Annotated in this window: 18 protein-coding genes, 2 tRNA genes and 1 pseudogene; 12 read left to right on the top strand and 9 right to left on the bottom strand. The window is 72.3% G+C overall.

The features are described 5' to 3' along the window. Window positions 1-31 precede the first annotated feature (31 nt). The 5 genes from pdhA (ACFWJX_RS10875) (at window position 32) to ACFWJX_RS10855 (ending at window position 6107) form a co-directional block, all read left to right on the top strand. The gene (gene pdhA, locus ACFWJX_RS10875) at window positions 32-1165 is read left to right on the top strand and encodes a pyruvate dehydrogenase (acetyl-transferring) E1 component subunit alpha (protein ID WP_383240023.1); all 1134 of its coding nucleotides are present in this window, start codon (window positions 32-34) and stop codon (window positions 1163-1165) included. Continuing rightward, the gene (locus tag ACFWJX_RS10870; RefSeq protein WP_383240020.1) at window positions 1165-2169 is read left to right on the top strand and encodes an alpha-ketoacid dehydrogenase subunit beta; all 1005 of its coding nucleotides are present in this window, start codon (window positions 1165-1167) and stop codon (window positions 2167-2169) included. The genes pdhA (ACFWJX_RS10875) and ACFWJX_RS10870 overlap by 1 nt, the downstream gene beginning before the upstream one ends. After that, on the top strand, window positions 2169-3563 hold the full coding sequence (locus ACFWJX_RS10865; RefSeq protein WP_383240017.1) for a dihydrolipoamide acetyltransferase family protein: 1395 nt from the start codon (window positions 2169-2171) through the stop codon (window positions 3561-3563). Before ACFWJX_RS10870 ends, ACFWJX_RS10865 begins: the two co-directional genes overlap by 1 nt. Before the next feature lie 217 nt (window positions 3564-3780). Further along, window positions 3781-4704 (top strand): NTP transferase domain-containing protein, encoded by a 924-nt coding sequence (locus ACFWJX_RS10860; protein WP_383240800.1) that lies wholly within the window; start codon window positions 3781-3783, stop codon window positions 4702-4704. Continuing rightward, entirely contained in the window at window positions 4701-6107 is a 1407-nt protein-coding gene (locus ACFWJX_RS10855; protein WP_383240014.1) for a molybdopterin molybdotransferase MoeA, read from the top strand. The genes ACFWJX_RS10860 and ACFWJX_RS10855 overlap by 4 nt, the downstream gene beginning before the upstream one ends. A 164-nt stretch (window positions 6108-6271) precedes the next feature. On the opposite strand, the gene ACFWJX_RS10850 is transcribed toward ACFWJX_RS10855, so the two are convergent. Further along, window positions 6272-7393, bottom strand: coding sequence for a potassium channel family protein (locus tag ACFWJX_RS10850; RefSeq protein WP_383240011.1), 1122 nt, complete (start codon window positions 7391-7393; stop codon window positions 6272-6274). A 121-nt stretch (window positions 7394-7514) separates the two neighbouring features. On the opposite strand from ACFWJX_RS10850, the pseudogene ACFWJX_RS10845 reads away from it, so the two are divergent. Beyond that, window positions 7515-8174 (top strand): annotated as a pseudogene (locus ACFWJX_RS10845) (potassium channel family protein); the annotation flags it as partial. Window positions 8175-8190: 16 nt separating this feature from the next. Here ACFWJX_RS10845 and ACFWJX_RS10840 read toward each other — a convergent pair. Together ACFWJX_RS10840 and ACFWJX_RS10835 are read right to left on the bottom strand one after the other, a co-directional pair. Further along, window positions 8191-9039 (bottom strand): ABC transporter permease, encoded by an 849-nt coding sequence (locus ACFWJX_RS10840; protein ID WP_383240008.1) that lies wholly within the window; start codon window positions 9037-9039, stop codon window positions 8191-8193. After that, window positions 9036-10040 carry an ATP-binding cassette domain-containing protein gene (locus ACFWJX_RS10835; RefSeq protein WP_383240005.1) on the bottom strand — a complete coding sequence of 335 codons (1005 nt, stop codon included), beginning with the start codon at window positions 10038-10040 and terminating at the stop codon, window positions 9036-9038. The genes ACFWJX_RS10840 and ACFWJX_RS10835 overlap by 4 nt, the downstream gene beginning before the upstream one ends. Before the next feature lie 148 nt (window positions 10041-10188). Between ACFWJX_RS10835 and ACFWJX_RS10830 the strand changes: the two genes are divergently transcribed. Further along, complete coding sequence (locus ACFWJX_RS10830; RefSeq protein WP_383240002.1) at window positions 10189-11169, top strand: NAD(P)H-quinone oxidoreductase; 981 nt, start codon at window positions 10189-10191, stop codon at window positions 11167-11169. Window positions 11170-11188: 19 nt separating this feature from the next. On the opposite strand, the gene ACFWJX_RS10825 is transcribed toward ACFWJX_RS10830, so the two are convergent. Further along, window positions 11189-11917, bottom strand: a complete 729-nt coding sequence (locus tag ACFWJX_RS10825; protein ID WP_383240000.1) for a hypothetical protein — start codon at window positions 11915-11917, stop codon at window positions 11189-11191. 165 nt (window positions 11918-12082) lie between these two features. On the opposite strand from ACFWJX_RS10825, the gene ACFWJX_RS10820 reads away from it, so the two are divergent. Further along, complete coding sequence (locus tag ACFWJX_RS10820; protein ID WP_383239998.1) at window positions 12083-12631, top strand: bacterial proteasome activator family protein; 549 nt, start codon at window positions 12083-12085, stop codon at window positions 12629-12631. Between the two features lie 130 nt (window positions 12632-12761). On the opposite strand, the gene ACFWJX_RS10815 is transcribed toward ACFWJX_RS10820, so the two are convergent. Further along, a complete protein-coding gene (locus tag ACFWJX_RS10815; protein WP_383239995.1) occupies window positions 12762-14393 on the bottom strand; it encodes a protein kinase in 1632 nt (543 codons plus the stop codon). A 344-nt stretch (window positions 14394-14737) separates the two neighbouring features. Here ACFWJX_RS10815 and ACFWJX_RS10810 point away from each other — a divergent pair, with 344 nt between their 5' ends. Next, the gene (locus ACFWJX_RS10810) at window positions 14738-16324 is read left to right on the top strand and encodes a protein kinase (protein ID WP_383239992.1); all 1587 of its coding nucleotides are present in this window, start codon (window positions 14738-14740) and stop codon (window positions 16322-16324) included. Between the two features lie 99 nt (window positions 16325-16423). On the opposite strand, the gene ACFWJX_RS10805 is transcribed toward ACFWJX_RS10810, so the two are convergent. Beyond that, window positions 16424-17428 carry a phosphotransferase gene (locus ACFWJX_RS10805; RefSeq protein ID WP_383239989.1) on the bottom strand — a complete coding sequence of 335 codons (1005 nt, stop codon included), beginning with the start codon at window positions 17426-17428 and terminating at the stop codon, window positions 16424-16426. A 563-nt stretch (window positions 17429-17991) separates the two neighbouring features. Between ACFWJX_RS10805 and pdhA (ACFWJX_RS10800) the strand changes: the two genes are divergently transcribed. Genes pdhA (ACFWJX_RS10800) through ACFWJX_RS10790 form a run of 3 tightly spaced genes read left to right on the top strand, consistent with a single transcriptional unit; the run spans window position 17992 to window position 21773 of the window. Next, the gene (pdhA, locus tag ACFWJX_RS10800; protein ID WP_383239986.1) at window positions 17992-19257 is read left to right on the top strand and encodes a pyruvate dehydrogenase (acetyl-transferring) E1 component subunit alpha; all 1266 of its coding nucleotides are present in this window, start codon (window positions 17992-17994) and stop codon (window positions 19255-19257) included. A gap of 1 nt (window position 19258) precedes the next feature. Then, the gene (locus tag ACFWJX_RS10795; RefSeq protein WP_383239983.1) at window positions 19259-20236 is read left to right on the top strand and encodes an alpha-ketoacid dehydrogenase subunit beta; all 978 of its coding nucleotides are present in this window, start codon (window positions 19259-19261) and stop codon (window positions 20234-20236) included. Window positions 20237-20246: 10 nt separating this feature from the next. Next, a complete protein-coding gene (locus tag ACFWJX_RS10790; RefSeq protein WP_383239980.1) occupies window positions 20247-21773 on the top strand; it encodes a dihydrolipoamide acetyltransferase family protein in 1527 nt (508 codons plus the stop codon). 127 nt (window positions 21774-21900) lie between these two features. Here the strand turns inward: ACFWJX_RS10790 and ACFWJX_RS10785 are convergent, their stop codons facing one another. From ACFWJX_RS10785 to ACFWJX_RS10775, 3 genes are all read right to left on the bottom strand, one after another. Further along, a complete protein-coding gene (locus ACFWJX_RS10785; RefSeq protein WP_383239977.1) occupies window positions 21901-24216 on the bottom strand; it encodes a hypothetical protein in 2316 nt (771 codons plus the stop codon). Window positions 24217-24219: 3 nt separating this feature from the next. After that, a tRNA-Lys gene (locus tag ACFWJX_RS10780) sits at window positions 24220-24291 on the bottom strand. Window positions 24292-24296: 5 nt separating this feature from the next. Continuing rightward, window positions 24297-24368, bottom strand: a tRNA-Ser gene (locus ACFWJX_RS10775). Window positions 24369-24416 lie beyond the last annotated feature (48 nt).

The raw sequence follows: 24416 nt of genomic DNA, 5'->3' as shown, positions 1-24416 counted from the left end.
CCCGTAGCCACTCCCACGAGGAGGTGCCGTCATGACGGTCATGGAGCAGCGGGGCGGATACCGGCCGACACCGCCGCCCGCCTGGCAGCCCCGCGCCGACCCCGCGCCGCTGCTGCCCGACGCCGAGCCCTACCGCGTCCTCGGCACCGAGGCGGCCGCACAGGCCGACCCGGAGCTGCTGCGCCGGCTCTACGCCGATCTGGTGCGCGGCCGTCGGTACAACGCGCAGGCCACCGCCCTGACCAAGCAGGGTCGCCTCGCCGTCTACCCCTCCAGCACCGGCCAGGAGGCCTGCGAGGTCGCCGCCGCGCTCGTCCTCGAAGAGCGCGACTGGCTCTTCCCGAGCTACCGCGACACCCTCGCGGTCGTCGCCCGCGGCGTGGACCCGGTGGAGGCCCTCACGCTGCTGCGCGGCGACTGGCACACCGGCTACGACCCCTTCGAGCACCGCGTGGCCCCCCTGTGCACGCCGCTCGCCACCCAGCTCCCGCACGCCGTGGGCCTCGCGCACGCCGCCCGCCTCAAGGGTGACGACGTGGTGGCGCTCGCCATGGTCGGCGACGGCGGCACCAGCGAGGGCGACTTCCACGAGGCGCTGAACTTCGCCGCCGTCTGGCGGGCGCCGGTCGTCTTCCTCGTCCAGAACAACGGCTTCGCGATCTCCGTCCCGCTCGCCAAGCAGACCGCCGCCCCCTCCCTGGCCCACAAGGCCGTCGGGTACGGCATGCCGGGCCGGCTGGTCGACGGCAACGACGCGGTCGCCGTGCACGAGGTGCTCGCCGACGCCGTACGGCACGCGCGCGCGGGCGGCGGTCCCACGCTCGTCGAGGCGATCACCTACCGCGTCGACGCCCACACCAACGCCGACGACGCGACCCGCTACCGCGGCGACGCCGAGGTCGAGACCTGGCGCGGACACGACCCGATCGACCTCCTGGAGCGGGAGCTGACCGCACGCGGAATCCTCGACGAGGAGACGAAGCAGGCCGCCCGGGACGCCGCCGAGACCATGGCCGCCGACCTGCGCGCCCGCATGAACCAGGACGCCCCGCTCGACCCCATGGACCTCTTCGCCCACGTGTATGCCGAGCCCACCCCGCAACTGCGGGAACAGCGCGCCCTGCTGCTGGCCGAGATCGAGGCGGAGCAGGGAGGAACGCACTGATGACCACCGTCGCCGTCAAGCCCGCCACCATGGCGCAGGCCCTCACGCGCGCACTGCGCGACGCGATGGCCGCCGACCCGTCCGTGCACGTCCTCGGCGAGGACGTCGGCACCCTCGGCGGCGTCTTCCGGGTCACCGACGGACTCGCCAAGGAGTTCGGCGAGGACCGCTGCACGGACACCCCGCTCGCAGAGGCCGGCATCCTCGGCACCGCGGTCGGCATGGCCATGTACGGCCTCCGCCCGGTCGTGGAGATGCAGTTCGACGCCTTCGCCTACCCGGCGTTCGAGCAGCTCATCAGCCATGTCGCCCGTATGCGCAACCGCACCCGCGGCCGCATGCCCCTGCCCGTCACGATCCGCGTCCCCTACGGTGGCGGCATCGGCGGCGTCGAGCACCACAGCGACTCCTCCGAGGCCTACTACATGGCCACTCCCGGACTGCACGTCGTCACGCCCGCCACGGTCGCCGACGCCTACGGCCTGCTGCGCGCCGCCATCGCCTCCGACGACCCGGTCGTCGTCCTCGAACCCAAGCGCCTGTACTGGTCCAAGGACTCATGGAACCCGGAGGAGCCGGCAGCCGTTGAACCCATCGGCCGCGCGGTGGTGCGGCGCTCGGGCCGGAGCGCCACACTCATCACGTACGGGCCGTCGGTGCCCGTCTGCCTCGAAGCCGCCGAGGCGGCTCGGGCCGAGGGCTGGGACCTCGAAGTCGTCGACCTGCGCTCCCTGGTGCCGTTCGACGACGAGACGGTCACCGCCTCGGTGCGACGGACCGGGCGTGCGGTCGTCGTCCATGAATCGGGCTCCTTCGGAGGTCCGGGCGGGGAGATCGCGGCCCGCGTCACGGAGCGCTGCTTCCACCACCTGGAAGCGCCGGTGCTGCGCGTCGCCGGGTTCGACATCCCCTACCCGCCGCCGATGCTGGAGCGCCACCACCTGCCCGGCGTCGACCGCATCCTGGACGCCGTGGCGCGTCTGCAGTGGGAGGCCGAGAGCTGATGGCACAGGTGCTGGAGTTCAAGCTCCCCGACCTCGGGGAGGGACTCACCGAGGCGGAGATCGTCCGCTGGCTGGTCGAGGTCGGGGACGTCGTCGCCGTCGACCAGCCGGTCGTCGAGGTCGAGACGGCCAAGGCGATGGTCGAGGTGCCCTGCCCCTACGGCGGTGTGGTCACCGCCCGCTTCGGCGAGGAGGGCACGGAACTGCCCGTCGGCGCCCCGCTGATCACGGTCGCGGTCGGCGCACCGGCCTCCGGCGGCCCGACGGACGCCGCGGAGGCCCCGGGCACCCAGGACGCCCCGGCCGCCGCGGGCAGCCAGGGCTCGGGCAATGTCCTCGTGGGGTACGGCACCTCGGAGGCGCCCGCGCGACGCCGCAGGGTGCGACCGGACCGGCCGGCCCCCTCCACCGCGCCCCTGGCGCCGACGCTGGCCGAGCCGACGAACGGGCGGGCCCGGACCGCCGAGTCGGCGGACGGCCCCGTGGCCGTGATCTCTCCCCTCGTGCGCAGGCTGGCCCGTGAGAACGGCCTGGACCTGAGGGAGCTGACCGGATCCGGGCCCGACGGGCTGATCCTGCGGGCTGACGTGGAGTACGCCCTGCGTGCCGCCGCCGTGCAGGGCCGGACCACGACGGCGACGCCCGCGCCGCACCCACGCGTGACGGCACAGCCGACGGTCACCACCGCCCCCGCGGCGGCCTCCGCCGGCACCCGCGTCCCGCTCAAGGGCGTCCGCGGTGCCGTCGCCGACAAGCTGTCCCGCAGCCGTCGCGAGATTCCCGACGCGACCTGCTGGGTCGACGCGGACGCGACCGAGCTGATGCGTGCCCGTACGGCGATGAACGCGGCAGGGGGGCCGAAGATCTCCCTGCTGGCGCTCCTGGCGCGTATCAGCACGGCGGCCCTGGCCCGTTTCCCGGAACTCAACTCCACCGTCGACCAGGACGCCAGGGAGATAGTCCGGCTGGACCACGTCCACCTCGGGTTCGCCGCGCAGACCGAGCGGGGTCTCGTCGTACCCGTCGTCCGCGACGCACACGCCCGCGACACCGAGGGCCTCAACGCGGAGTTCGCCCGGCTCACCGAGTCGGCCCGCACCGGGACCCTCACGCCCGGCGAACTGACCGGCGGCACGTTCACGTTGAACAACTACGGCGTGTTCGGGGTCGATGGTTCCACGCCGATCATCAACCACCCCGAGGCCGCCATGCTCGGCGTCGGCCGCATCATCCCCAAGCCGTGGGTGCACGAGGGCGAACTGGCCGTGCGCCAGGTCGTGCAGCTCTCGCTCACCTTCGACCACCGGGTGTGCGACGGCGGCACGGCGGGCGGCTTCCTGCGCTATGTGGCGGACTGCGTGGAACAACCGGCGGTGCTGCTGCGCACCTTGTGACCGTATGGGCACTGCGGCGTTCCCCGCGTGACCGCGTGACCGCGTGACCGCGTGACCGCGTGACCGCACCGGCGTTCCCCGTGGTCGGGGTGCCGCGCATACTCGGGGGGTGACTCCGAACGAGCCGCGGGCGGTCACCTTCGGTGATCGCCCCGACCAGGACACCGTCGTGCCCTCCGCTCAGCGCGTCGACGGGCCCCTCGCCCATGATGCCGTCGTGCTCGCCGGTGGCGGGGCCCGCCGGCTCGGCGGCGCCGACAAACCCGGTGTGCGGATCGGCGGGCGGGCGCTGCTCGACCGGGTTCTCGGCGCCTGCGCCGACGCGCGCACGACCGTGGTCGTCGCCGACCCACGGCCGACCGCCCGGCCCGTGCGCTGGGCGCGAGAGGACCCGCCCGGCGCCGGCCCCGTGGCCGCACTCGGCGCCGGGCTGCGCCACACCACCGCCGACACCGTCGTCGTCCTCTCCGCCGACCTGCCGTTCCTCGTGGCGGACACCGTCCGGCGACTGCTGGCCGCCCTGGACGGGCAGGGCGCCGAGGGCGCGCTGCTCACCGACGCCGACGGCCGCGACCAGCCGCTCGTCGCCGCCTACCGCACGCACGCCCTGCGCCGCGAACTGTCGGCGCTGGGCGAGGAGCACGGCGGCCTCACGGGGCTGCCCCTGCGCCGGCTGACCGCCGGGCTCGACCTCACCCATGTCCCCGACCCTGTCGCGTCCTTCGACTGCGACACCTGGGACGACATCGCCGCCGCCAGAGCACGGATCAGGGAGCATGGCCACGTGTTGGATGAATGGATTTCCGCAGTCAAGGACGAGCTGGGCATCGATCTCGACGTCGACACCGGCGTTCTCCTCGATCTCGCACGCGACGCCGCCCACGGAGTGGCGAGGCCCGCGGCCCCCCTGACCACCTTCCTGGTCGGTTATGCCGCCGGGCGGGCCGGAGGGAGCCCCGAAGCCGTCGCCGAGGCGGCCCGCAAGGCCACCGCCCTGGCGATCCGCTGGGCCGACGAGACCAGCGGGGCCGACAGAACCGCCGACAAGGCCGACGGGACCGCCCCCGGTGTCGCCCCGGCCGCCGGACAGCCCGAAGTGGCCCCCGACGCCACGCCCGACACCCGCCCGGACGCCGGATGACCGCCCCCGGCATCCGGGACGGCCAGGACGCCGAGGACCTCGACGTCGAGGAGGTGCTCGCCCTCGTGAACGACGGCAACCGACCCGCCCGCCCGGCGGCCGACGCGACCCCCGACCCGGCAGCCACACACGGCCACGGCCACCGGCAGGGCCACGGCTCCCACGCCGCCCCCGCCCCCGAAGCACGGCACCGGAAGACCTCCGCGACCCCCTGGGCGGACGCCCGCACCCGCGCCGCTCGTGCCGCCCGCTCCCTCGCCGCCCGCCGTACGCCCGTCTCCGTCACCCTTGAGGACGCCCTCGGCCTCGTCCTGGCCGCCCCTCTCACCGCCCTCACCGACCTGCCCTCCTTCGACACCTCCGCGATGGACGGCTGGGCGGTCGCCGGGCCCGGCCCCTGGGCCGTACGCGACGAGGGCGTTCTGGCCGGCCAGGACGGGCCCGTGCGCCTCGTCGACGGCGAGGCGGTCCGGATCGCCACCGGCGCCCGGATCCCTCCGGACACGACCGCGGTGCTGCGCAGCGAGCACGGGCGTACCGACGAGAAGGGCCGACTGCACCCCGACCGGGACCTCCAGCACGGCCAGGACATCCGTCCGCGTGGCCAGGAGTGCCGTAGCGGCGATCAGTTGCTGCCCGCGGGAGCGTTGGTGACCCCGGCCGTCCTGGGACTCGCCGCGGCCGCCGGATACGACACGCTCGCCGCGGTCCCCCGCCCCCGCGTCGAGGTGCTCGTCCTGGGCGACGAACTGCTCACCGAGGGCCGCCCGTACGACGGGCTCATCCGTGACGCGCTCGGCCCGATGCTGCCCCCGTGGCTACGGGCGATGGGCGCCGAGGTGGTGGCCCTGCGCAGGCTCGGCGACGACGCGAAGGCCCTGCATCAGGCTCTCACCACATCTTCGGCCGACCTGATCGTCACCACCGGCGGCACGGCCGCGGGGCCCGTCGACCATGTCCACCCGACCCTGAGTCGCGTCGGCGCCGAGCTGCTGGTCGACGGCGTCGAGGTGCGTCCAGGGCACCCCATGCTGCTGGCCAGGATCGCGGAGGACCGGTACCTCGTCGGCTTGCCGGGCAACCCGCTCGCGGCCGTCTCCGGGCTGCTCACGCTTGCCGAGCCCCTGCTGCGCACCCTCGCCGGCCGACTCGCTCCGGAGCCGTACACGCTGCCTCTGCGGGATGCGGCACATGGTCACCCGCATGACACCCGGCTCGTCCCGGTCGTCCTGCGCGGCGATCACGCTGTGCCGCTGCACTACAACGGCCCGGCGATGCTGCGGGGGATCGCAGCGGCCGACGCCCTCGCCGTCGTACCGCCCGGTGGTGCGCGGGTCGGTCAGGAGGCGGAGCTGCTCGATCTTCCGTGGGCCGCAGCCGGGATCGATGCCTGTTTCACGTGAAACATCCGAAGGGGTGTAGTCATCCCGTTGTTTCACGTGAAACACCCGGATAGGCCAGCTCGGCCTGTTTCACGTGAAACATTCCGTGAAGCGTCCGAGTTGCCCGGCACCCGGCACCCGGCACCCGGCACCCGGCACCCGGCACCCGGCACCCGGCACCCGCGTCACGCCTGTTCGGCCGCGACCGCCTTCGCCCGGCTCACGGTGATCACCCGGTCCCCGGCCTGGAGCTGTGTGAGGCGGGCGTCGGCGAAGTCCAGGAGGTCCTTGCCGCGGACGACGGCCACGACGAGGTCCGCGGAGGCGCGCGGCGACTGGCCGGCCTCCTGCTTGGTGACGGGGCGTTCGATGAGGTCCAGGCCGCTGCCGAGGGTCATGAGGTCCTCCAGGGTCCTGGCCACGGTGGGGCTGACCATGGCGACGCCCAGCAGCCGTCCGGCGGAGCTGGAGCTGGTGATCACGGTGTCCGCGCCGCTCTGCTTGAGCAGCGGCACGTTCTCGTCTTCCCTCGCGGCGACGACGATCGTGGCGCGCCGGTTCAGCTGGCGGGCGGTGAGCGTGACCAGTGCGGCGGTGTCGTCGCGCTGCGGGGCCACGATCACCCGGGAGGCGTGGGCGACCTCCGCCTTGAGGAGGGTCTCCGAGCGGGTGGCGTCCCCGATCACCGACACCAGCCCGTCGTCCCCGGCCGCGTGCGCGGCCTTGCCCTGGACGTCGACCACGACGATCTGGTCCTTGGGGATGCCCTGCCCGACGAGCGTCTCCACCGCGTGCCGGCCCTTGGTGCCGTAGCCGACGACCACGACATGCCGGTGGGTGCGGCTGCGCCAGCGGTGGATGCGGACCTGCTGGCGGGTGCGCTCGGTGAGGACTTCGAGGGTGGTGCCGACCAGGATGATGAGGAACAGCACGCGCAGCGGCGTGATGACGAGGATGTTGACGAGCCGGGCGGAGTCGCTGACCGGGGTGATGTCGCCGTAGCCGGTGGTGGAAAGGGTGACGGTGGCGTAATAGGCGGCGTCGAGGAAGTCGAGGGTGCCGTCCGAGTTGTCGTTGTAGCCGTCGTGGTCGAGGTAGACGATCAACGTGGTGACCAACAGCACCAGCAGGCCCAGGGAGAGGCGGCGCAGCACCTGCTGGAGCGGGGGGAGGGCGCTCTGCAGGGGCATCGTGATGGAGCGGCCCGCCTCGGCGTCGTCCCGTGCCTCGGCGCGCGAGCGGTACCACAGCGACCGGAGGAGTGAGAGCCGTCCCGGCCCGGCCGGGTGTCGTTCTTGGTCTCGCATCGCGTGGCCCCCTGTGGTGGTGATCCGATCGGTGGGCACCATGGTTCCCGGCGGAGTCGCACCCGTCAGGACGCGACACCCGTTGCGTACAGAGCTTTCGCCCAGCAACCCGGAGGTCCCCTTGCGCGACCACACTGTCGTCGTCGGCTTCGGCACGAAAGGCCGGTCCGCGATCCGGACCGCCTGTGCGTCGGGCCTGCGGAAGGAGCAGGTCATCGTGATCGACCCCGGCGCCAAGATGATCGAGGCGGCGACGGCCGAGGGCTACGAGGGCGTGGTCGGTGACGGCACCCGTAGTGACGTGCTGCGGCGGGCGGAGGTGCAGCGGGCCGGGCGGATCATCATCGCGACGGAACGCGACGACACGGCCGTCCTCGTGGCGCTGACGGCCCGCCAGCTGAACCCGCGGGCGAAGATCGTGGCCGCGGTGCGCGAGGAGGAGAACGCGCCGCTGCTGAAGCAGTCCGGCGCAGACGAGGTCATCACCAGCGCGGGAGCGGCCGGGCGGCTCCTCGGCCTGTCCGTGCTCAGCCCCGCGGCGGGCCGGGTGATGGAGGACCTCATGCACCAGGGCAGCGGTCTCGACATCGTCGAACGGCCGGTCACCAAGGCCGAGTCGGGGCGTACCCCACGCGAGACGGCCGACCTGGTGGTGAGCGTCGTCCGCGGTCACCGGGTGCTGGCCTACGACGACCCGGCCGTCGGCGTGCTGGAGCTGACCGACCGTCTGGTCACCATCGTGCGAGTGCCTCCGGAACCGCCGAAGGCACTGCGCTTCTGAACCGGTCCGCAGGCCCCTACTTGCGGTTGTACAGCCGCATCGTCACCGGCCCGAAGACCAGCACGAACAGGCCCGCCCATCCCAGGGACCAGGCGACCTCGGCGGCCGGCCAGTCGCCGGCCATCAGCCCGCGGACCGCGGAGGCGAGGTGGGTGACCGGGCTGTTGTTGACGAACGCCTGGAGCCAGCCCGGCATGGTCTTCGGGTCGACGAACACGTTGGACAGGAAGGTCAGCGGGAAGATCACCATCATGCTGACGCCCATCACCGACTTCTCGGTGCGCAGCAGGAGTCCGAACATCGTCCAGACCCACGAGAACGCGAACGAGAAGACGATCAGCAGGGCGATCCCGGCGACGACGCCGAGCACCCCGCCGTCCGGCCGGTAGCCGAGGATCATGCCGACGGTGAGCATCACCACGGACGCGATGGTGTAGCGCAGGGCGTCGCCGAGGAGATAGCCGACCATCGTCGACGGCCGCCAGATCGGCAGCGAGCGGAACCGGTCGAACACGCCCTTCTCGATGTCCGTGTTCACCGAGACGCCCGTGTACATCGTGATCATCACGACCGACATCACCAGGATGCCCGGCAGCAGGAACTGGATGTACTCCTTCGGCGACCCGGCCAGGGCGCCTCCGAAGAGGTACGTGTACATCAGCACCATCATGATCGGGAACGCCGTCACGTCGAACAGCTGCTCCGGCACGTGTTTGATCTTGAGGATGGCCCGCCAGCCGAAGGTGAGGGAGGCCGACCAGGCACTCGGCCGTGGCGGGCGCTCCTTGGCGACCAGCAGTGCCGCGAGGGAGTCGGCCCGGACGGGCGCGAGGTCCTGGGTCTCGTTCGTCGTCACGGTGCTCATGCGGCCACCTCGTTCTTCACGGCGTCGTCCGCCTGGGTGTCGTGTCCGGTGAGGGCGAGGAAGACCTCGTCCAGGCTGGGCTGACCCAGCGAGAAGTTGTCGACGGTGATCCCCGTCCTGGCCAGCTCGCTCAGGGCCCGTGCGGCCTGCTCGGCGGCCGTGTCGCCGGATGCGGCGGCCAGCCGGGCCGTCAGGGCCACCGGGTCGGGGTCGTGCTGCACCTGCGCGTTCAGCACCCTGCTCAGCACCTCCGCGGCCTGTGGACGCTGCTCGGCGTCCCGCAGCCGCAGATGGACGGAGCCGGCACCCACGGACGCCTTCAGCTCGCCCTTCGTGCCCTCGGCGATCACCTTGCCGCGGTCGATGACGGCGATACGGGACGCCAGCTGGTCGGCCTCGTCCAGGTACTGGGTGGTCAGCAGCACGGTGGTGCCCTGCGCGACCACCGCCCGCACGATGTCCCACACCTGGTTGCGGCTGCGCGGGTCGAGCCCGGTCGTCGGCTCGTCGAGGAAGAGCAGGTCGGGCGTGCTGAGGATGGACGCGGCGATGTCGATACGGCGGCGCATGCCGCCCGAGTAGTGCTTGACCTGCTTCGAGGCCGCGTCGGTGAGCCCGAAGGCCTCCAGCAGCTGTGCGGTCCGCTCGCGCGCGGCCTTCTTGGCATGTCCGAGCAGCCGGGCCAGCAGCACCAGATTCTCGGCGCCGGTGAGGTCCTCGTCCACGGACGCGTACTGCCCGGTGAGGCTGACCAGGCCGCGCACCGTGTCGGCCTCGCGGACCACGTCGTGGCCGAAGACGTGGGCCTGGCCGCCGTCGGGCCGCAGGAGGGTGGCGAGCATCTTCACGGTGGTCGTCTTGCCGGCGCCGTTCGGGCCGAGGACGCCGTAGACGGTGCCGGTGGGGACGGCGAGGTCCACGCCGTCCACGGCCCGGGTCTCCCCGAACGCCTTCACCAGGCCCGCGGTCTCGATCGCCAGGCCGGCGGTGTGCTGGCTCATGGTGGGGTGTCCTTCCGTGCATTTGGGTGATGCATGGGCAGACCTTTACCGTTGCGCGAATTCATCGGTCGCGCACAGGGTTTTCGCCGCGGATCAGCCCAACGACCGAGAAGGCTGCGACCAACGACCGAGGGGTAGCGTCCCTCTCATGCATGCGATCACGATTCCCGAACCTGGTGGTCCCGAGGCGCTGGTGTGGGACGAGGTCCCCGATCCCGTGCCCGGCGAGGGCGAGGCCCTGGTCGAGGTGGTGGCCAGTGCCGTCAACCGTGCCGACGTCCTTCAGCGGCAGGGCTTCTACAACCCGCCGCCGGGCGCCTCGCCCTACCCCGGCCTCGAGTGCTCCGGCCGGATCACCGCGCTCGGCCCCGGCGTCTCCGGCTGGGCCGTCGGCGACGAGGTGTGTGCCCTGCTCGCGGGCGGCGGATATGCCGAGAAGGTCGCCGTGCCGGCCGGACAGCTGCTGCCCGTGCCGGAGGGGGTCGACCTCGTGCGGGCCGCGGCGCTGCCCGAGGTGGCCTGCACGGTCTGGTCGAACGTCTTCATGATCTCCCACCTCCGCCCCGGCGAGACGCTGCTGGTGCACGGCGGCTCCAGCGGTATCGGCACCATGGCCATCCAGCTGGCCAAGGCCGTCGGCGCCACGGTCGCCGTCACCGCGGGCAGCAAGGAGAAGCTGGAGCGGTGCGCCGAACTGGGCGCGGACATCCTGATCAACTACCGCGAGCAGGACTTCGTCGCCGAGATCAAGCAGGCCACCGCCGGCGCCGGCGCCGACGTCATCCTCGACAACATGGGCGCCAAGTACCTGGACCGCAACGTCCAGAGCCTCGCCGTCAACGGCAGGCTGGCGATCATCGGCATGCAGGGCGGCGTCAAGGGCGAGCTGAACATCGGCGCGCTCCTCGGCAAGCGCGCCGCGATCAGCGCGGCCTCGCTGCGGGCCCGCCCCCTCGGCGAGAAGGCGTCGATCGTCGCGGCCGTACGCGAACACGTCTGGCCGCTGCTCGCCGCCGGCCATGTCCGTCCCGTCGTGGACCGCGAACTCCCGATGAGCGACGCGCCCGCGGCGCACCGGGTCGTCGAGGACAGCGGGCACGTCGGCAAGGTCCTGTTGGTCGCGCGGTGAGACGGCGCCGCCGTTCCCGCTAGCCGCGGCGCAGCCGCAGGCCGACGAAGGCGAGGCCGAGGCCTAGACCGATGAGAACCAGACCGCTGCCGAGGGGCAGGATCCGCAGCATCCGTCCGACGGGCTGCTCCTCGGCGGCGTCGGCCCGCCGCGCGGCCTGCGGCGAGGCGGACGGGGCGAGCCCGGCCTCGCGCGGAGCCTCGGCCGCCGACTCCTCGGCGGGCTCCTCGTCGAAGCCCGCTTCCTCGGCGGCGTCCGTCTCCTCGTCGAGAACCTCCGGGTCCTCCTCGGCCGCCCCACCCGTGCGACCGGGCCGCACCCGCCCCTCCCCGGCCCGGCTCCCGGCCCGCCGATCGGGGCCACCGGGAGACACGGACGGCGAGGCGGACGAGGAGAAGGAGGCGGAGGAGGCGGACGCCGACCCGGCCGGGGAGGTCGATACGGGGATGGACGACGGATCCCTGGGATACGACGGGGTGCGTTCGTGCCCCGGCCCCTGCCCCGGCGAGAGCGTCGAACCGGGACGTCCGTGCGCCCGGCCGGGCCCGTCCGTCGCTCCAGGGCTGCGCGTGGAGCCACGGTCGTACGCCTGCCCGCTCCCGTACGCCGACACGTCGCCGTACGCCGATACACCCCCGTACGCCGATACCGCCGCCGCGTCCGCCGAGACGCCCCCGTACGGCAGCACGGCCACCAGCAGTCCCGTCCCCACACCCACCCCGCACAGCCCCCGCCGCCATGGAGTCACGCCCGTGACCCCCTCCCGGTGTTCAGTCGCCAGAAATTGAGGCCACAAGCCTCACATGCCGGAATGAGCGTCGCATTCCGGACTGCGCCGAACGGGAAAACGGCGGATCGGCCTTCACGGGGGGCACCACGGTGATGAGGTGTACGGGTGCGAGAGAATGGCGGCATGGAGATGCCGAGGAACGAACGGTCGCCGGAGAACGCCCAGAAGATCCTGGTCGTGGGCCAGGACGGCATGGCACTCGGCGGCATCGACGCGGACGACGACTCCCGCGAGATCCCCGTGACCGAACAGGTCGAGCAGCCGGCGAAGGTCATGCGGATCGGAAGCATGATCAAGCAGTTGCTCGAGGAAGTGCGTGCGGCTCCTCTCGACGAGGCCAGCCGCGTCCGGCTCAAGGAGATCCACGCGAGCTCGGTGAAGGAGTTGGAGGACGGCCTGGCGCCGGAGCTGGTCGAGGAGCTGGAGCGGCTCTCCCTGCCGTTCAACGAGGATTCGACCCCGAGCGATGCGGAACTGCGCATCGCACAGGCCCAGTTGGTGGGCTGGCTGGAAGGCCTGTTCCACGGCATCCAGACCACGCTGTTCGCCCAGCAGATGGCCGCGCGCGCCCAGTTGGAGCAGATGCGCCGCGCGCTGCCGCCGGGCGTGGGCGGCCAGGAAGGCGCCGACGACCCGCGCGCGGGCGGCCGTTCGGGCGGCCCGTACCTGTAGAGCCGCTTTTTTTAGAGTCTTACCTGTAGACCCGTACCGACCACACCTGTACCGACAACAACCACCTTTTTTGTACCGACGAAGAGAAGGGCCCGGCGACCGACGCCGGGCCCTTCTCGGTTGCTCCGGGTCAAGACGGCGGGTTGCCCGTGGAGACGCTCAGCTCGATCTCCGGCATGTCCTCCGGGTCGACGTCCGTCCCGGCGGACGGGAACTGGTTCATGACCGTGCCGTCGCCGTAGGTGTTCTCGTCCAGGTCCTTTTCCTTGATCGACCAACCGGCCGCCTGGAAACACGCCTTGACCGAGTCGATGTTCTTGAACTTGAAGTCCGGGAGCCGGATCTTGTCCGGGTCGTTGTACGCCTCCTGCGGCTCCGTGCACTCGGACGTGTCGATCGTCTTCGACGTGTCCGGGCCGCGGTAACCGGCGGCCTGCGTCGGCGCCGCGGAGGAGGTGGTGGGATCGCCGCCCTTGTCGTCGTCACTGCCGCTGTTCGCGAGGGTCCCGATCAGGGCGCCGACGGTCGCGATGGCCACGATCGCCGACCCGACGAGCGCTCCCGCGTTGTTCCTGCGGCCGCCGCCCGGGGTTCCCGCGGCCGAGGCCTGCGGGCTCATGTTGTACGCGGGCGGGGTGTTCGGCCCCTGCTGGTGGCCGTACGCCGGAGCGGGCGTCTGGTAGCCCTGCTGCGGATAGCCGTACGACGGGGCGGGCGTCGAGGGAGTGCCGTACGGGTTGGGCGTCGGGGCCGACTGGTACGGCGTCTGGACGCTGCCCACGGAGGGCTGGGAGTTCTGGCCGACCGGAGGGAACACGGCGGAGCCGACGCCCGAGCCGCTCTGCGAGGGGGTGCCCGGCACGATGCTCGGCGGGGCCGGCTGGAAGGAGGTCGCGACGCGCAGGCACTCGTCGCGCATGGCGACGGCGGTGGGGAAGCGCTCGTTCGGGTTCTTCTTCAGCGCGCGGGCGACGAGCGCGTCGACGGCCGGCGGCAGCGCGCGGTTGATGGAGGAGGGAGCCACCGGCTCCTCCTGCACATGCGCGTACGCGATCGCCAGCGGCGAGTCGGCGTCGAACGGCAGCCGCCCGGTGACCAGTTGGAACAGCATGATGCCGACCGAGTACAGGTCGGAGCGCGCGTCCACGGCGCGGCCGAGGGCCTGCTCGGGCGAGAGGTACTGCGGGGTGCCGACGACCATGCCGGTCTGCGTCATCGAGGTGACGCCGGACTGCATGGCGCGCGCGATGCCGAAGTCCATCACCTTGACGACGCCGCGCTTGGTCATCATCACGTTGCCGGGCTTGATGTCGCGGTGGACCAGGCCCATCTCGTGGCTGATCTCCAGAGCGGCCAGCACGTCCGCGGTGATCTTCAGCGCCTTGTCGGCGGGCATCGCGCCCTGCCGCCGTACGTCCTCGTCGAGCACCGAGCCGAGCGGGCGGCCCTCGATGTACTCCATGACGATGTACGGGGTGGTCATGCCGTCGACATCGTCCTCGCCGGTGTCGAAGACCGAGACGATGTTGGTGTGGGTGAGCTTGGCCACGGCCTGGGCCTCGCGGCGGAAACGCTCGCGGAAGGCCTGCTCGCGGCCCAGTTCGGTGTGGAGCGTCTTGACCGCGACCTGCCGGTCGAGCACCGAGTCGTAGGCGAGGTGCACCGAGGCCATACCGCCCTCGCCGAGCAAGTCGCGCAGCTGATAGCGGCCGCCGGCGAGCGCCCGCCCCGCGTACCGGCCCTGCGCGCCGTCCTGGCTCATTCTCTGCGTCCCCCGTCAGCCCACCGGCGCTGCCGCTCGCCGTGGCTTGCCATTGATCGAAAGTGCTATTCCCGGCCAAGTCTGCCCCAGGGCACTGACACGTCAAGCTCGGTGCCCGTTCCGTGACCGTACGCGAAAGAAGAGTCGCGTAAGCGTTACAGGTGCCGTACGGCCGGTACACAGAATTTGCACGCCGGCGCGGAGTGCGGGTTTGATGGCCGATCCGTCTCCCTCCGATACCCGGGCTGATCCCGGACCGGCGGCTTGCGCGGAGGCTGTAGCGTGGCCGACGGAGACCGTGACAACACCGCGCGCACCGCGGGCAGAAACGACGGCGAGGACTGATGGCACAGCAGCAGCGCGCTCAGGGCCCGTCCGACCCCGAGGCGACTGGCGGCGGTATGTCAGATGCGCCGGAGATGTGGGGTAACGGCGGACTTGTCGGGGACGGCCGTTACCGGCTGACCGGCAGACTCGGGCGGGGCGGCATGGCGGAGGTGTTCGCCGCCGAGGATGTGCGTCTCGGCCGTACCGTCGCGGTCAAGCTGCTGCGCGCCGACCTCGCCGAGGACCCGGTGTCCAAGGCCCGCTTCACGCGCGAGGCCCAGTCGGTGGCCGGCCTCAACCACCACGCGATCGTCGCCGTGTACGACTCCGGCGAGGATGTCGTCGGCGGCCAGAGCGTGCCGTACATCGTGATGGAGCTGGTCGAGGGGCGGACGATCCGCGACCTGCTCCTCAACGCCGAGGCGCCGGGCCCCGAGCAGGCGCTGATCATCGTCTCCGGGGTGCTGGAGGCGCTCGCCTACTCGCACCAGCACGGCATCGTGCACCGCGACATCAAGCCGGCGAACGTGATCATCACGGACAACGGCGCGGTGAAGGTGATGGACTTCGGCATCGCGCGCGCCCTGCACGGCGCGTCGACGACGATGACGCAGACCGGCATGGTCATGGGCACCCCGCAGTACCTCTCCCCGGAACAGGCGCTCGGCAAGGCCGTCGACCACCGCTCCGACCTGTACGCCACGGGCTGCCTGCTGTACGAACTGCTCGCGCTGCGCCCGCCGTTCACCGGTGAGACCCCGCTGTCGGTGGTCTACCAGCATGTGCAGGACATCCCGGTGCCGCCGTCGCGGACCTCGGAGGGCGTGTGCCCGCCGGAACTCGACGGCCTCGTCATGCGTTCTCTCGCCAAGGACCCCGACGACCGGTTCCAGACCGCGGAGGAGATGCGCGGCCTCATTCAGTACGGGCTCCAGATGCTGTACGAACAGGGCGCCCACACCGGCACCTGGAACACCGGCCCGGTCGGGGCGGGCACCGGCGCGGGTGCCGCCGCGGCGGGCTTCGCGAGCACGACCGCGCTGTCGCACGGCGCCGACGGTTCCCACACCTCGCAGATCCCCCAGCCGATCCTGCCCGCGGGCTACGGCAACGGTGACGACGGCGGGTTCGAGGGGGGCGGCAACCGGGGCAGCGGCCGCGGCAAGCTGTGGATCCTCGCCGTCCTCGCGGTGATCGCGATCGCCGCGGGCGTCGCGCTCGCGCTGAACAACCAGGGCACGGGCGGCGGCGGGAGCGGGACCACGAAGTCGCCGAGCGCCACACCGTCCGCGTCGGACGACCAGGCGAGCGAGTCGCCGAGTCAGTCGCCGACCGACGAGTCGTCGGAGGACACCTCCGACGGCAGCACCGGTTCGAACTCCGGGTCCAACTGGACGCCGTCCTACACGCCGTCGTACTCACCGTCTCCGAGCTACAGCAGCGAGCCGTCGGACGAGCCGTCGGACCCCCAGACGAGCGACACCGTGTCGGAGGAGCCGAGCGACCCGGAAACCGAGCCGAGCGATCCGGTGACGGAGCCCGAGACCGACGGCGGTGGGGAGAACGGTGGCGCGAGCGGCCTGGGAGGCCTCACCACCCGCTGACCACGACGTACCGACGCACCGCACGCGCGCGTGACCCTCTGACGGGGCCTCACGCGCGCGTAGTCGTTTCCAGGGGCGCCCCTTCAGCAGCCCTCGGCCTCAGTCCGTGAACGCGTCGCACACCGCGTCGTACTCCCGTGTCCACCACACCGCGAGGGCGGAGGCGGCCGGGAACTGCGGGTCGGCGCGGGTGTCGCCGCGCTCGTAGTGCCAGCGCAGCATCCAGAAGTCGTTCAGGCGCTCCCACCACACCCGGTGCACGGCCGCCGCCAGCTCGGAGGGCGTGGCCCCGGCGGCCGGCCGGTACGCGCGCGCGTACGCCCGTGCCTTCGGCAGGTCGAGGGTGCCGTCGGGCCGGACGAAGAAGATCGCGGCGGCGCGTACGGCCTCCTCCGCGCGGGGCTGCACGCCGAGCCGGTCCCAGTCGACGATGGCGGCGGGGGCGTCCCCGCGGTAGAGCAGGTTGAAGGGGTGGAAGTCGCCGTGCACCCAGCCGACCGGGCCGCTGTGCGGAGGGCGGCGGTCGGCATGGCGTTCCAGCAGGATGCGGCGTTCCAGGAGCCGGTGGCGGGCCAGCTCGTCGAAGGAGTCGGCGGGGCGGTGCTCGCGTACGCGTGCGAGGAGGTCGTCGATCAGGGCGAAGGTGTCGGCGGGAGCGGGGCTCTCGGCTGGAGTGGCGCGTGCCCGCGCGTGGGCGGGCATCACGCGCTCCAGGCTTGCGTGGACCACCCCCAGCAGCGCCCCCAGGCGTCCGCACGCGCCGGGGGTGAGCTGGGCTCCGTGGCGGTGCCGGCCGTCGACCCACGGGTGCAGGGCGTAGGCATGGCCGCCGACGACGGCCACCGTGCGCCCGTCGCGGCCGGGCAGCGGGGGCGCCACCGGCACGCCCAGGTCGGCCAGGCGCTGGGTGGCCCGGTGCTGGCGGACGATCGAGGCCGGGTCGGCGGTGTCGGGGTCGAAGTGGTGCTTGAGGAAGTAGCGGCCGCGGGTGGTGCGCAGCCGGTAGCCGCGGTTCAGCAGCCCCTGGTCGACGGGCTCGCAGGCGAGCGCGGAACCGGCGGCGTAGCGCCGGAGCAGAGCGCCCAAAGGGGGCGCGTGAGGCATGAGGGGTGGTACACAGGAGCGCGGCACGCGCCGATGTTAGGGCACGCAGCGAGGCTGTGAGCTGGGCGTTGTCACAGATCGTCACTGACTGTCACAAGTGATCTCGGGCGGTCGGCTTGGGATGCACCTCCGCTGCGAAGTGGTCCCACGGGGTGTCGTCCACCGCGTGGGCGTTCATGTGTCGCAAGGTGACCGGCAGGTGGTACTCGTGAAGAAATGCCTGGGTTGTCCTGTTACGCGTGCGGAGGCACTCCCGAGCGTGAAGTCTTCCCGTGGCCTGGGTGCGCGGGATAACGTGCCGTTGCTCCGGCCTCCTGCAAGGCTGTGACCAGGCTCCTTCCCGACTTTGCCGATTTACTTGGAAATCCAAGCAAAAACGCAGGTCAGGTGGGGTTTCACAGAAATGTGGCGCACTGGGTAACGTGAGGCTTGCAGGGCGCTCGCCGGGGCACCTGTCACGCCTGTTCCGGCCGAGGGCACCCACCCCGTGCACGGGTTTCGGAACAGGTGAGCCGCACTGGTCACCCGGCAACCCCGGGGGCCGGACCGACGGAGGAGCACACGTGACCGTGGAGAGCACTGCCGCGCGCAAGCCGCGACGCAGCGCCGGAGGCAAGGCCGGCGCCACCGGCACCGGCACCGAGACGGCGGCCGAGGCCACCGGCGCGGCGGCCAAGGCCACCGGCACCGGCGTCAAGCGCGCCCCTCGCACCACCCGCGCCGCCGCCAAGAAGGGCACCGCCGAGCCCCAGCTCGTGCAGCTGCTGACGCCCGAGGGCAAGCGCGTGAAGAACGCCGAGTACGACCCGTACGTCGCCGATGTCACGCCCGAGGAGCTGCGCGGTCTCTACCGCGACATGGTGCTCACCCGCCGCTTCGACGCCGAGGCCACCTCCCTCCAGCGCCAGGGCGAGCTGGGCCTGTGGGCCTCGCTGCTCGGCCAGGAGGCCGCCCAGATCGGTTCCGGCCGGGCCCTGCGCGACGACGACTACGTCTTCCCGACCTACCGGGAGCACGGCGTCGCCTGGTGCCGCGGTGTCGACCCGGCGAACCTGCTGGGCATGTTCCGCGGCGTCAACAACGGCGGCTGGGACCCCAACGGCAACAACTTCCACCTCTACACGATCGTCATCGGCTCCCAGACGCTGCACGCCACGGGCTACGCGATGGGCGTGGCCAAGGACGGCGCCGACTCGGCGGTCATCGCCTACTTCGGCGACGGCGCCTCCAGCCAGGGCGACGTGGCCGAGTCGTTCACCTTCTCCGCGGTCTACAACGCGCCGGTGGTGTTCTTCTGCCAGAACAACCAGTGGGCGATCTCCGAGCCGACCGAGAAGCAGACCCGCGTGCCGCTCTACCAGCGCGCCCAGGGCTACGGCTTCCCCGGCGTCCGCGTCGACGGCAACGACGTCCTCGGCTGCCTCGCGGTCACCAAGTGGGCGCTGGAGCGGGCCCGCAGGGGCGAGGGCCCGACCCTCGTCGAGGCGTACACGTACCGCATGGGTGCCCACACCACCTCCGACGACCCGACCCGCTACCGCCACGACGACGAGCGGGCGGCCTGGGAGGCGAAGGACCCGATCCTGCGCCTGCGCCGGTTCCTGGAGGCGTCAAACCACACGGACGAGGGATTCTTCGCGGAACTCGAGGCCGAGAGCGAGGCGTTGGGCAGGCGAGTGCGCGAAGCGGTCCGTTCCATGCCGGACCCGGACCACTTCGCCATCTTCGAGAACGTGTACGCGGACGGGCATGCGCTCGTCGACGAGGAGCGGGCCCAGTTCGCCGCCTACCAGGCGTCGTTCGCGGACGCTTCCGAGGGGGGTAACTGAGATGGCGGAGAAGATGGCCCTCGCCAAGGCGATCAACGAGTCGCTGCGCAAGGCCCTGGAGTCGGACCCGAAGGTTCTCGTCATGGGCGAGGACGTCGGCAAGCTGGGCGGCGTGTTCCGGGTGACGGACGGCCTCCAGAAGGACTTCGGCGAGTCCCGCGTCATCGACACCCCGCTCGCCGAGTCGGGCATCGTGGGCACGGCCATCGGCCTGGCCCTGCGCGGTTACCGCCCGGTGGTGGAGATCCAGTTCGACGGCTTCGTCTTCCCGGCCTACGACCAGATCGTCACCCAGCTCGCGAAGATGCACGCGCGTGCGCTCGGCAAGATCAAGATGCCGGTCGTCATCCGCATCCCCTACGGCGGTGGCATCGGCGCCGTCGAGCACCACTCCGAGTCCCCCGAGTCGCTCTTCGCGCACGTGGCGGGTCTGAAGGTGGTCTCCCCGTCGAACGCCGACGACGCCTACTGGATGATGCAGCAGGCCATCCAGAGCGACGACCCGGTGATCTTCTTCGAGCCCAAGCGGCGCTACTGGGACAAGGGCGAGGTCGACCCCGAGGCGATCCCCGGCCCCCTGCACAAGGCACGGGTCGTCCGCGAGGGCACCGACCTGACCCTCGTCGCCTACGGCCCGATGGTGAAGCTCTGCCAGGAGGCCGCCGCCGCGGCCACCGAGGAGGGCAAGAACCTGGAGGTCCTGGACCTGCGCTCGGTCTCCCCGCTCGACTTCGACTCCATCCAGGCCTCCGTCGAGAAGACCCGCCGTCTGGTCGTCGTCCACGAGGCGCCGGTGTTCTTCGGTTCGGGCGCGGAGATCGCCGCCCGGATCACGGAGCGCTGCTTCTACCACCTGGAGGCCCCGGTGCTCCGGGTCGGCGGCTACCACGCCCCGTACCCGCCGGCCCGCCTGGAAGACGAGTACCTGCCGGGCCTGGACCGGGTACTCGACACCGTCGACCGCGCCCTGGCGTACTGAGGAGAGGGTCGTGACGACGATGACGGAAGCGTCCGTACGCGAGTTCAAGATGCCCGACGTGGGCGAGGGACTCACCGAGGCCGAGATCCTCAAGTGGTATGTCCAGCCCGGCGACACGGTGACCGACGGCCAGGTGGTGTGCGAGGTCGAGACGGCCAAGGCCGCCGTGGAACTGCCCATCCCCTACGACGGTGTGGTGCGCGAGCTGCGGTTCCCCGAGGGCACCACGGTCGACGTGGGCACGTCGATCATCGCGGTGGACGTGTCGGGCGGGTCGGCCCCGGCCGCCGCTCCCGCCACCGCTGTGGAGGAGCAGCCCGAGGAGCCGAAGGCGCAGGGGTCCGGCCGCCAGCCGGTTCTCGTCGGCTACGGCGTGGCCGCGTCCTCCACCAAGCGCCGCCCGCGCAAGGCCGCCGAGATCCCCGCCCAGGAGTCCGCGTCGGTCTCCGCGGCCGTCCAGGCGGAGCTGAACGGACAGGGGACGGTCCCGGTGGCCACCCCCGTCCCGTCGGCGCCCACCTCCGCCCCGCCCATGGCCGCCGACCGGCCGCGTCCGCTGGCCAAGCCGCCCGTGCGCAAGCTGGCCAAGGACCTGGGCGTGGACCTCGCCTCGGTGGCCCCGTCCGGCCCGGACGGCATCATCACGCGCGAGGACGTCCACGCCGCCGCGGCGGCCCCGGCGCAGGCTCCGGCCCGGCCGACGGCACCGCAGCCCCTGCCGCCGGTCACCTCCGCGTCGGTCACCTCCGCGTCGGTCACCTCCGCGTCGGTCACCTCCGCGTCGGCCACCCTCGCGGCTCCGGCCCCGGCGGCCTCGTACGACTCGGGCCGTGAGACGCGTATCCCGGTCAAGGGCGTGCGCAAGGCGACGGCCCAGGCGATGGTCGGCTCGGCGTTCACGGCGCCGCATGTCACCGAGTTCGTGACGGTCGACGTCACGCGCACGATGAAGCTCGTCGAGGAGCTCAAGCGGGACCCCGACAAGTACGGGATGGCGGGCCTCCGGGTCAATCCGCTCCTGCTGATCGCCAAGGCCCTGCTGGTCGCCATCAAGCGCAACCCGGACGTCAACGCGTCCTGGGACGAGGCCAACCAGGAGATCGTGCGCAAGCACTACGTCAACCTGGGCATCGCGGCCGCGACCCCGCGCGGGCTGATCGTGCCGAACATCAAGGACGCCCACGACAAGACGCTGCCCCAACTGGCCGAGGCACTCGGCGAGCTGGTGGCGACGGCGCGCGAGGGCAGGACGTCCCCGGCGGCCATGCAGGGCGGCACGGTCACCATCACCAACGTCGGCGTCTTCGGCGTCGACACCGGCACGCCGATCCTCAACCCCGGCGAGTCCGCGATCCTCGCGGTCGGCGCGATCAAGCTCCAGCCGTGGGTCCACAAGGGCAAGGTGAAGCCGCGTCAGGTCACCACCCTGGCGCTGAGCTTCGACCACCGCCTGGTCGACGGCGAACTGGGCTCCAAGGTCCTCGCCGACGTGGCGGCCGTCCTGGAGCAGCCGAAGAGATTGATCACCTGGGGCTGAGACCCCACCCCGTCCGGGGAGGCCGCGTACCCGGTGACAGGTACGCGGCCTCATCCGAAGGCGAAGGCCGATGCGAAGGCCGATGCGAAGGCTGAGCCTGATGCGGGTGAGGGCGGGACACACCGCCTCACCTCCCCCCGGCACCCCCCGGCCCGCGCATCCAATGCCCTCCGGTGCTCCACCCCAGCAGCCGTCGGCCCGCCCCGGTGTCCGCCGAGCCGCCCTCGGCGACCTGGCGCAGACCCGTGAGTGCCGGGGCCAGACGGTCCGTGACATGACCCGGCTGGCGTCCGGCCTCCTCCGCCACCCAGGTCAGGGCGCGGGCCTGCTCCTCCGCCGTGCAGAGGGACAGGTGGAACAGCATCTGGCGCCAGGCGTAGGCAGCGTCCTTGATGGTGGTCAGGGGCCACGGGTTGCCCTGCATCCGGGCGGTCAGCCGGCACACCGTGCCGAAGCTGCGCCGGGCCAGGTCCTCCCAGCCGGTGGCGGGGGCGATGCCGACCCGGTGGACCAGCGTGGCGAGGTTGTGCGTGGTGAGGATCTGCGCCTGCTCGATCACCGTGCCGTTGGCGGCCGTGGAGCCGTCGTACCGGCGGCTGGACGAGGACGACGCGGCCCGTTCGGCGCACAGCTTCGCGAACCCCGGGGAGGTGCGCGACCGGTTTCGCCGGGTCTGGGCCTCGGCGGCCTCGGTGATCGCCATGGTGCGGATCGCGCGGTAGTCGATGGCGTAGTAGCGCTCGTACAGCGAGCCCCCGCCGAGGAGTTCCGCCGCGACGCGGGCCGCGGCGAGGTACTTCGGGGTGAACGTGCCCATGAAGATGTCCGCGGCCAGCTCCTCCACCAGGGGAGCGCCCAGCTCGGCCTCGCGGGCCAGCACGGACAGCTCGCGGACCAGCGGGTTGGGCAGGACGGTCGCCGGGAACGCCTGCACGGCCAGCTCACCCAGCTGCCGCAGGGCGAGCGCGGACTCCTCGCCCGCCTCGGTGGCGGAGCGCTGCCCGGCCACCGCCTTCACCCAGGGCAGCTCCTCCGCCCGCACCTGCCGTTCGAGGTTGAGCAGCAGCAGCGAACGGCGGTTGCGGAAGGCCCGGTAGCCCGCGGCGGCCAGCGTCCGCAGGGCCTCGTCCGGGTAGGCCTGCGCGGTGGTGACGGCGACGAGCTGCGGGACCAGCTCGGCCAGCACCTCCGCGGACGGCACGAGACCCTGCTCCACGAGGGTGCCGACGGGCGCGCTCAACGCGGCCTCGACGGGCCGCCGCAGGGCGGCCGGGACCGCGGCGCCCACGGGCAGCCCGGTCTCCCGGGCCTCGTCCTCGCTCACCGGGAGCAGGAGCGGCGCCACCTCCGCGACCCCCACCTCCTGCGGCAGCCCGGCCAGCCGGCGCAGCACCAGCTGGGCGAGCGCGTGGTGCGAGGGCAGCGCCGCCTGAACGGCCTGCTCCCGGCGCAGCGCCGTCAGCCGCGCGGAGCCGGGCAGCCCGCGCCGCCGCACCATGGAGGTGACGGCGTGCCGCAGCAGCCCGGTCCGGCGCGTGTCCAGCTCCCGCCCGCCGACGGTCTCCTCCAGCGCGTCTCGCAGGATCGTCAGGTTCTGCCCGGGCCGGAGGTGCTTGGTGCAGTACGTGTGCCGGCGCGCCAGGTCGGCGTAGCGGCGCAGCAGCTCGGCGCCCCGCTCGCGCCAGCCGGCGTCGGGGGTGCGGGCCAGGACGAGGCCGTCGTCGTCGGCGGTCTCCAGCCAGAGGGCGAGCAGTTCGTCGCCGAACGGCTGCCACACGGTCAGCGCCTCGCGCTGTGTCTCCACGGCCCGGCTGGGCGTGCGCCGCACGAGCGTGTCGACGGCCTCGCCGACGGTACGGCGGTGCACGGCGCCGGGGTCGGGCGCCGGAAGGTCGGACGGGTGCGGCGCGAACCGCAGGCGGTCGGCGAACGGGGCGAGTTCCTCGACGAGGTCCAGGGCCGCGTCCGTCTCCCCGGCCCGCGCCAGCCACGCCACGGTGAGCAGGGCGGCCTCCTCGGGCACGGTCACCTCGTACCGGCCCGTGTCGAGCAGCTCGTAGAGCCGGCCGAGGCCTTCCTCGGACAGCCAGTACGCGAACAGGTCCCGCCGGTTCTCCGGGACGCCCGCCCGGCGCGCGGCCTCGGTCTCGTGGGCGAGCAGGGGTCCGCCGGCGGCCGGCTGCCCGGTGGCGAAGCCGCCGCGCACGACCTCGGGCGTGACCCAGGCGGGCAGACCCGCGACGGGCGTGCGGGAGCCGATCGTCAGCAGTCCGCCCGTCATGCCCGACAGGACGTCACGCCAACGCCGGCCCCGTTCCTCCGCGCGGCGGCGGGTCTCGGGGTACTGGTGGGTGCGGGCGGTGGTGAGCGCCTTGGCCAGTTGGCCGGACGCGTGGCCCGGGTTCGCCTCTACGAGGTGCTGCTGGTCAGCGTCGTGATTCATAAGCCGGCGTGACGGGTTCTGCCCCCGTGCCCTCCGGGATAAGAGCCCGGTGCTCTCCTGCTGAGCTACACGCCGATGCGCCGACGTGGCGGGTTCCGCCCCCGCGCCCTCCGGGTCTCAAGCCCGGTGCTCTGCTACTGAGCTACACGTCGTAGGCGATCACGCTAGATCCCGAACGGGCGTGCGGACAACAGGATTTG

Source organism: Streptomyces sp. NPDC058335, assembly GCF_042723915.1.
GTDB lineage: Bacteria > Actinomycetota > Actinomycetes > Streptomycetales > Streptomycetaceae > Streptomyces.
Note: the sequence above shows the minus strand (reverse complement) of the source record. Positions and strands in the feature narration are given on the sequence as shown.

Bases quoted from the DNA above. Each gene is read 5' to 3' on its own strand.
- ACFWJX_RS10835 (WP_383240005.1), bottom strand. From the start codon at position 10,040: ATGAGCCAGCACACCGCCGGCCTGGCGATCGAGACCGCGGGCCTGGTG.
- ACFWJX_RS10870 (WP_383240020.1), top strand. From the start codon at position 1,165: ATGACCACCGTCGCCGTCAAGCCCGCCACCATGGCGCAGGCCCTCACG.
- ACFWJX_RS10785 (WP_383239977.1), bottom strand. From the start codon at position 24,216: ATGAATCACGACGCTGACCAGCAGCACCTCGTAGAGGCGAACCCGGGC.
- ACFWJX_RS10865 (WP_383240017.1), top strand. From the start codon at position 2,169: ATGGCACAGGTGCTGGAGTTCAAGCTCCCCGACCTCGGGGAGGGACTC.
- ACFWJX_RS10830 (WP_383240002.1), top strand. From the start codon at position 10,189: ATGCATGCGATCACGATTCCCGAACCTGGTGGTCCCGAGGCGCTGGTG.
- ACFWJX_RS10810 (WP_383239992.1), top strand. From the start codon at position 14,738: ATGGCACAGCAGCAGCGCGCTCAGGGCCCGTCCGACCCCGAGGCGACT.
- ACFWJX_RS10850 (WP_383240011.1), bottom strand. From the start codon at position 7,393: ATGCGAGACCAAGAACGACACCCGGCCGGGCCGGGACGGCTCTCACTC.
- ACFWJX_RS10840 (WP_383240008.1), bottom strand. From the start codon at position 9,039: ATGAGCACCGTGACGACGAACGAGACCCAGGACCTCGCGCCCGTCCGG.
- ACFWJX_RS10855 (WP_383240014.1), top strand. From the start codon at position 4,701: ATGACCGCCCCCGGCATCCGGGACGGCCAGGACGCCGAGGACCTCGAC.
- ACFWJX_RS10795 (WP_383239983.1), top strand. From the start codon at position 19,259: ATGGCGGAGAAGATGGCCCTCGCCAAGGCGATCAACGAGTCGCTGCGC.
- ACFWJX_RS10805 (WP_383239989.1), bottom strand. From the start codon at position 17,428: ATGCCTCACGCGCCCCCTTTGGGCGCTCTGCTCCGGCGCTACGCCGCC.
- ACFWJX_RS10815 (WP_383239995.1), bottom strand. From the start codon at position 14,393: ATGAGCCAGGACGGCGCGCAGGGCCGGTACGCGGGGCGGGCGCTCGCC.
- ACFWJX_RS10820 (WP_383239998.1), top strand. From the start codon at position 12,083: ATGGAGATGCCGAGGAACGAACGGTCGCCGGAGAACGCCCAGAAGATC.
- pdhA (WP_383240023.1), top strand. From the start codon at position 32: ATGACGGTCATGGAGCAGCGGGGCGGATACCGGCCGACACCGCCGCCC.